We start from the raw sequence: 6,437 nt of genomic DNA on the forward strand, positions 1-6,437 counted from the left end.
GTGGATGATTATTTTGATGCCATCGAGGTTACCAAATGTGCAGACGACGCAGAGCGCGAGGAAGTAAAGAAGATCCTGGAGCAGTCTCACTTAAAGGTTTGTTATGGTGCACAGCCGAGACTTCTCGGACCGAAGTTAAACCCGAACGATATCGATGAAGAGGGCAGAAAGAAAGCAGAAGCTACCCTGATCGAGGCAGTGGATGAGGCGGAGTACCTTGGTGCAAAAGGGATCGCATTTCTGGCTGGTAAGTGGGAAGAGGCGACCAAAGACCAGGCATACGCACAGCTGTTAAAGACCACCCGCAATGTCTGCGATTACGCTGCAAAGAAGGGCATGAACGTAGAACTTGAGGTATTCGATTTCGATATGGATAAGGCAGCGCTCATCGGACCGGCTCCGTATGCTGCACAGTTCGCTGCTGATATGAGAATGACCCACAACAACTTTGGCCTGTTAGTAGACCTGTCTCATTTCCCGACCACCTATGAGACTTCCAAATTTGTGATCCAGACCTTAAGACCGTATATCACGCACCTTCATTTCGGAAACGCAGTTGTAGAAGAGGGCTGCCCGATGTACGGTGACAAGCATCCGCGTCTGGGTTATCCGAACAGCGCAAACGATGTAGAGCAGCTGGCTGATTACCTGCAGGTTCTGAAGGAAGAGGGCTTTTTCCATGCAAAAGATCCGATGGTTCTGTCCATGGAAGTAACCCTTGCTCCTGGTGAGGATGACGAGATCATTCTGGCAAACACCAAGCGCTGCTTAAACCGCGCATGGGCTCTGGTAGAAGACTAATAACAGAAACGGTATAAGACGAATGACGATAGAAAGCCGGTCTGCGGCTGGCGGAAACATGGCTGCAGACGGCAAGATCAAAAGGAGAATCGAATCATGAAAATTGTTGTATTAGATGGATATACGGAAAACCCGGGCGACATCAGCTGGGCACCGATCGAGGCACTTGGCGAAGTTACCGTTTATGACAGAACCGCTTATGAGGAGTCCCCGCTGATCGCAGAGCGTATCGGCAATGCTGACGTGATCGTCATCAACAAGACTCCGATCAGCAAAGCAACCATTGACAAATGCCCGAACTTAAAAGCAATCGCAGTTTTGGCTACCGGCTACAATGTCGTAGATTACGAGTATGCAAAAGAAAAAGGTATTCCGGTTATGAACGTTCCGGTATATGGAACGGACAATGTCAGCCAGTTCGCTGTCAGCCTTCTGTTAGAGGTATGTTCTCATATCGGACATCACAGCGATTCTGTCCATGCGGGCGAGTGGGCTGCAAACGCAGACTGGTGCTACTGGCACTATCCGATGATCGAAGTATCCGGCAAGACTGCTGGTATCATCGGCCTTGGCCGTATCGGTGTAAACACCGCAAAGATCTTAAAAGCTATGAACGTCAATGTCATCGCTTACGATGCATTCCAGAGTGAGGCAGGAAAAGAGGTTGCAGAGTACGTTGAGTTAGATGAACTCCTTGCAAAATCGGATTTCATCTTCCTGCACTGCCCGCTGTTCCCGTCTACCCAGGGTATCATTGGCAAAGAGAACATTGCAAAGATGAAAGACGGCGTGATCATCATCAACAACAGCCGTGGTCCGCTGATCGTAGAGCAGGATCTTTACGATGCATTAGAGAGCGGCAAAGTGGCTGCTGCAGCCGTAGACGTTGTTTCCACAGAGCCGATCAAAGAGGATAACGTTCTTCTGAAGGCAAAGAACTGCATTATTACGCCTCATATCTCCTGGGCAACCAAGGAAGCACGGGAACGTATCATGAACACGACAGCTGAGAACATCAAGTCTGTGATCGATGGTGCTCCACAGAACGTGGTAAACAAATAAAATTGCAGAAGAGACAGCGTTACGATCAAGAAGCACCTGTTGTTCCGCTATTGTTTGCGCAACGCGTGAACAGTAATGCATTACGAACAAATAAATGAGAAAATTTATATATTTTTTCTGCAAAATGAACAGGGCTGTGGTATACTTACCATGGCCCTGTTCATGAAAACAGGGCGGAAACACTGTTTGAGAAAAAGGAGAAGATCTCTGATATGGTTAAGATAAGGGTATTTATACCGCATCTCGAATTGAAAGAAATCTTTGAAGATGTGGTCCGCAAACTGCCGCAGTATAAAAATATACAGATTGAGACCATTTATGTGTTCGGGACGCCCGAGGCACTGGCACAGAATGAGGATGCCGATGTTTTAGTGGCCCGCGGAATGACATATGATACGCTGAAAAAGCTTTTTCCCGACAAACATGTGATCGAGATCCATGTAAGCAGTTTTGATATTTTTGATGCGCTGGTCCAGTGCAGAAAGCAGCATGCAAAGAAAATCGCGCTTTGCCTGCATAAGAAAAAGTTTCATTGTATGGAGGAACTGGAAGAGTTATGCGGAGCCTCTATTTCATTATATGACGCGCAGGATCAGAAAACGACGGAAACATCCATTCAGAAAGCACTGGAAGACGGAGCCGATATTTTTGTGGGTGCCGGTACCATGTGCGGAATCTGTGACCGCATGGGCCTGAAATGGGTACATATCCATACCAATTACGATGCCGTGGAAGTCGCCATGCTGGAAGCGGTCAACGCAGCAAGGACGATCAACCAGGAGCGTGCCAAAACGGTGATTATCAAAGAGATGCTCAATCACAGTGAGGAAGGTGTCCTGGCAGTCAATGGGCGCGGTCAGATCTTAAATATCAACAATCAGGCATACCGCATCTTCCAGTTATCTACGGTGGATTCTGTGGAGGGAAAAACTTTGCAGGAGCTGGATCATTCGAAAGAATGGGCGGAACTGATCGATGGAAGTGGGCGCCGCGACCGGATCTTAAAGATCAATGGGACCAGCTATTATGTACAGTTTAAGCCGTTAAGCGACGGTACTTCCGAGGCGGGGGCCTTGATGTTCATCCGGAATGCAGACCGGATCATAGAAGAAGAGCAAAAAATCCGAAAAGGACTTTCGGAAAAAGGTCTGACTGCCAAATATTCCTTTAAGGATATCCTGGGAAAAAGTCAGGCGATCCGCGAAAACATCCAGATGGCAGAGCGTTACAGCCGCGTGAATTCCAACGTACTCATCGTGGGAGAAACCGGTACCGGAAAAGAACTGTTTGCGCACAGCATTCATCAGGCATCCAGTCGTAGAGACCAGCCGTTTGTCGCGTTGAACTGTGCGGCACTCCCGGAAAATCTTCTGGAGAGTGAGCTGTTTGGTTATGAGGCAGGTGCCTTTTCCGGTGCGGCCAAGGGCGGTAAGATCGGACTTTTTGAACTGGCTCATAAAGGAACGATTTTCTTAGATGAGATCGGAGAAATTCCGATCACGCTGCAGGCAAAGCTTCTTCGTGTTCTGCAGGAAAAAGAAATCCGGCGGATCGGAAGTACCAGTGTACATCCGATCGATGTGCGGGTGGTTTCCGCAACCAATATCAATATAGAAGAAAAAATCAAAGAAGGACAATTCCGTTCAGACCTCTACTATCGTCTGAACCTCCTTGATATCACGATTCCTCCGCTCAGAGAGCGAAAAGAGGATATTCAGGAACTGGTGGATTTTTATCTGACCAGGTTCGCCTGCGAGATGGGAAAACCCATTCCTTCCCTGACACCGGATGCGGCACATCTGCTTGCGCAGCATAGCTGGCCGGGAAATGTCCGGGAATTGCGCAATGTCTGTGAGCGTCTCATCGTGTTAAATGACAGTGACGTGATCAGCACGGGACTTTTGCGGCAGTTAAAGATCTTCCGGGAAAGCAGCATAGAAGAACCGTCACTCAACCTGGTGGAGGAAACATCTGACGATTCTGTGTACAGCCGCCTGAAGCCCAAAAAGAAGAAAAAAGAACTGGCAAAAGAGCTTGGCGTCAGCCGTACAACTTTGTGGAGAATGGCGAAGCGCCAGAGTGAACTGGAACGCAGGGAAAAGTAACGAGGATATAAAGGGACAAGGAGTGAAACAGACACATGGAGATGAATTACGGCTTAACCCTGGAACAGAAACAGCAGCTTTCCCAAAACCAAATCCAGTCTCTGGAAGTACTGGCGATGGACAGCGTGGAGCTGAGTAATTTCCTGCAGGATGAATATCTGGAAAATCCGCTTCTGGAATACAGTCCGGATCATGATATGGCAGGCAGAAGGGAAGACATTGGTCAGACTTATGAGCAGCCGACCGTTCTGGAAAAGAGTTATGAGGACACTGCAGAGGAAGAAGACCGGCGTCAAAAAGACATTCCCATGCCGGAAACGGCAGATATCAAAAATTATATTCTGGAGCAGATACCGGCTGGCGCATGCAGCCGGAAATTAGCGGAATTTCTGACAGAATGCCTGGATGACAATGGATTTTTCACGATCCCGGTGGAGGAAGCAGCGAAGAAAACAGGCGCAGCAGAGGATGAGGTTCGTTGGACGCTTCGGGTTTTACAGGAGCTGGAGCCTTATGGCATCTTTGCACCGGATTTAAAGCATAGTTTGTTAAAACAGCTGGAAATGCAGGGACTGAAAAATGAGCCGGCATACCAGATCGTAAAGGAACACCTGCAGGATGTAGCAGATGGAAAAATCAGTGTGATTTCCAGAAGCCTGAAATTGCCGACCGCAGAGGTGCGAAAATGCATTGAGCAGATCGCAAAGCTGAATCCGAGACCGCTTGGAGAGTTTGGGGAATCCAGGACAGACTATCTTGTGCCGGATATCATTTTCCGCAAGGAAGACGGCAAATGGGAAATTGAGCTGAATGATGGCTGGGTGGAAGATTACCACATCAATGATTATTATCTGAAGATGATGAAAGAATCCCAGGATGAAGAACTCAGCACATATTTCCGGAAAAAGCTGGAGCGTATCCGCTTTGTTATGAACAGCATTGCACAGAGAAGACAGACCATGAAGTCGATCTCGGAGCAGATTTTGAAAAACCAGGGTGAATTCCTGGATGGAACCGCCTTTTTGAAGCCTATGACGATGACGGATGTCGCAGAACAGATCGGAATCCATACTTCCACCGTCAGCCGGGCCATCAAGGGAAAATATATCCAGTATCCGGGCGGCACCATTCTGATGAAAAATCTGTTTACCGCATCGATTTCTGCTTCCGCGACAGAGGGAGCGGTTGGAACCATGCAGATCAAGGAACTTATGAAAGAACTGATCCGCAGCGAGGACAAGAAAAAACCTTACAGCGATCAGAAACTGGTAACGCTCTTAAAGGAGCGCGGCATAGAGATATCCAGAAGAGCAGTGGCAAAATACCGGGAAGAACTCGGAATCCGGGGCAGCTTCGACCGGAAAGTATTTTAGAAAGAAAAAGGAGATTAAAATCATGAAATTTTTCGTAGATACCGCAAATGTAGATGAGATCCGCAAAGCAAATGATATGGGCATTATTTGTGGTGTTACCACCAACCCGTCCCTGATCGCAAAGGAAGGCCGCAACTTCAATCAGGTTATCGCTGAGATTGCTTCCATTGTAGACGGACCGATCAGTGGTGAGGTAAAGGCTACCACCACCGACGCAGAGGGTATGATCAAAGAAGGCCGTGAGATCGCAGCGATTCACCCGAACATGGTTGTTAAGATCCCGATGACTGTAGAGGGCTTAAAGGCAGTGAAGGTTCTGCACGCAGAGGGCATCAAGACCAATGTAACCCTGATCTTCTCCGCAGCGCAGGCACTGTTAGCAGCAAGAGCAGGCGCAACCTATGTTTCTCCATTTCTTGGCAGACTGGACGACATCTCCATGCCGGGCATTGATCTGATTAACGATATCACTGAGATTTTCATGATGCATGACATTCAGACTGAGATCATCGCTGCAAGCATCCGCAACCCGATCCATGTGATCGACTGCGCAAAGGCAGGCGCTGATATCGCAACTGTTCCGTATAAGGTACTGGTTCAGATGACCAGGCATCCGTTAACCGACCAGGGTATCGAAAAATTCCAGGCAGATTACAAGGCTGTGTTTGGAGAATAATCAGCAATTGATTTTGCTTCAGGCAGTCGTGACTGCTGCTTTCCATGTCATTTCGGGCGTATCATGGATACGCCCGTTTTTCTGCTGGTCGTTGCAGCCCTGTCTTTGTTTTTGACAGCAAACTATTTTTTGCAGATTTACAGCATTGAACAGGATATGATCAAATCCTCTTCGAATCTGTTATAAATGGGAAAATGATAAAAAAGTGGTTGACATTTCCTGGAATGTTTGATAAGATACTCCTCGCCCCGTGAGAACGGGGCAGACATCTGAAAGAAAAATAAAAAAGATGAAAAAAGTTGTTGACAAAGCAAAAACGTTGTGATAAAATATCGAACGTTGTCGCTGAAACGGACAACAACATGAACCTTGAAAATGAAAGATTGAACAGTGTTTAAAACCCTGAAAATTCTAATAAAA

The 6,437-nt window shown here is 47.5% G+C and carries 5 protein-coding genes; all 5 read left to right on the forward strand.

The genetic code is table 11. The annotated features are described in order from the left end of the window. Positions 1-801, forward strand: an 801-nt coding sequence (locus tag DXB18_RS15770) for a TIM barrel protein (RefSeq protein WP_147355255.1), incomplete at its 5' end; no start/stop codon positions are given. Between the two features lie 96 nt (positions 802-897). Beyond that, positions 898-1,863, forward strand: a complete 966-nt coding sequence (locus DXB18_RS15775; protein ID WP_118543221.1) for a D-2-hydroxyacid dehydrogenase — start codon at positions 898-900, stop codon at positions 1,861-1,863. 212 nt (positions 1,864-2,075) lie between these two features. Further along, positions 2,076-3,968 carry a sigma 54-interacting transcriptional regulator gene (locus tag DXB18_RS15780; RefSeq protein WP_118543220.1) on the forward strand — a complete coding sequence of 631 codons (1,893 nt, stop codon included), beginning with the start codon at positions 2,076-2,078 and terminating at the stop codon, positions 3,966-3,968. Positions 3,969-4,003: 35 nt separating this feature from the next. Beyond that, entirely contained in the window at positions 4,004-5,341 is a 1,338-nt protein-coding gene (rpoN, locus tag DXB18_RS15785) for an RNA polymerase factor sigma-54 (protein ID WP_118543219.1), read from the forward strand. Between the two features lie 22 nt (positions 5,342-5,363). Then, the gene (gene fsa, locus DXB18_RS15790; RefSeq protein ID WP_118543218.1) at positions 5,364-6,017 is read left to right on the forward strand and encodes a fructose-6-phosphate aldolase; all 654 of its coding nucleotides are present in this window, start codon (positions 5,364-5,366) and stop codon (positions 6,015-6,017) included. Positions 6,018-6,437: the final 420 nt, after the last annotated feature.

The sequence above is a fragment of the Clostridium sp. OM02-18AC genome (assembly GCF_003481825.1).
Lineage (GTDB): Bacteria > Bacillota > Clostridia > Lachnospirales > Lachnospiraceae > Brotaphodocola.

Excerpts from the sequence above, each read along its gene's own strand:
- DXB18_RS15775 (WP_118543221.1), top strand. The coding sequence starts at position 898 with ATGAAAATTGTTGTATTAGATGGATATACGGAAAACCCGGGCGACATC.
- DXB18_RS15780 (WP_118543220.1), top strand. The coding sequence starts at position 2,076 with ATGGTTAAGATAAGGGTATTTATACCGCATCTCGAATTGAAAGAAATC.
- rpoN (WP_118543219.1), top strand. The coding sequence starts at position 4,004 with ATGGAGATGAATTACGGCTTAACCCTGGAACAGAAACAGCAGCTTTCC.
- fsa (WP_118543218.1), top strand. The coding sequence starts at position 5,364 with ATGAAATTTTTCGTAGATACCGCAAATGTAGATGAGATCCGCAAAGCA.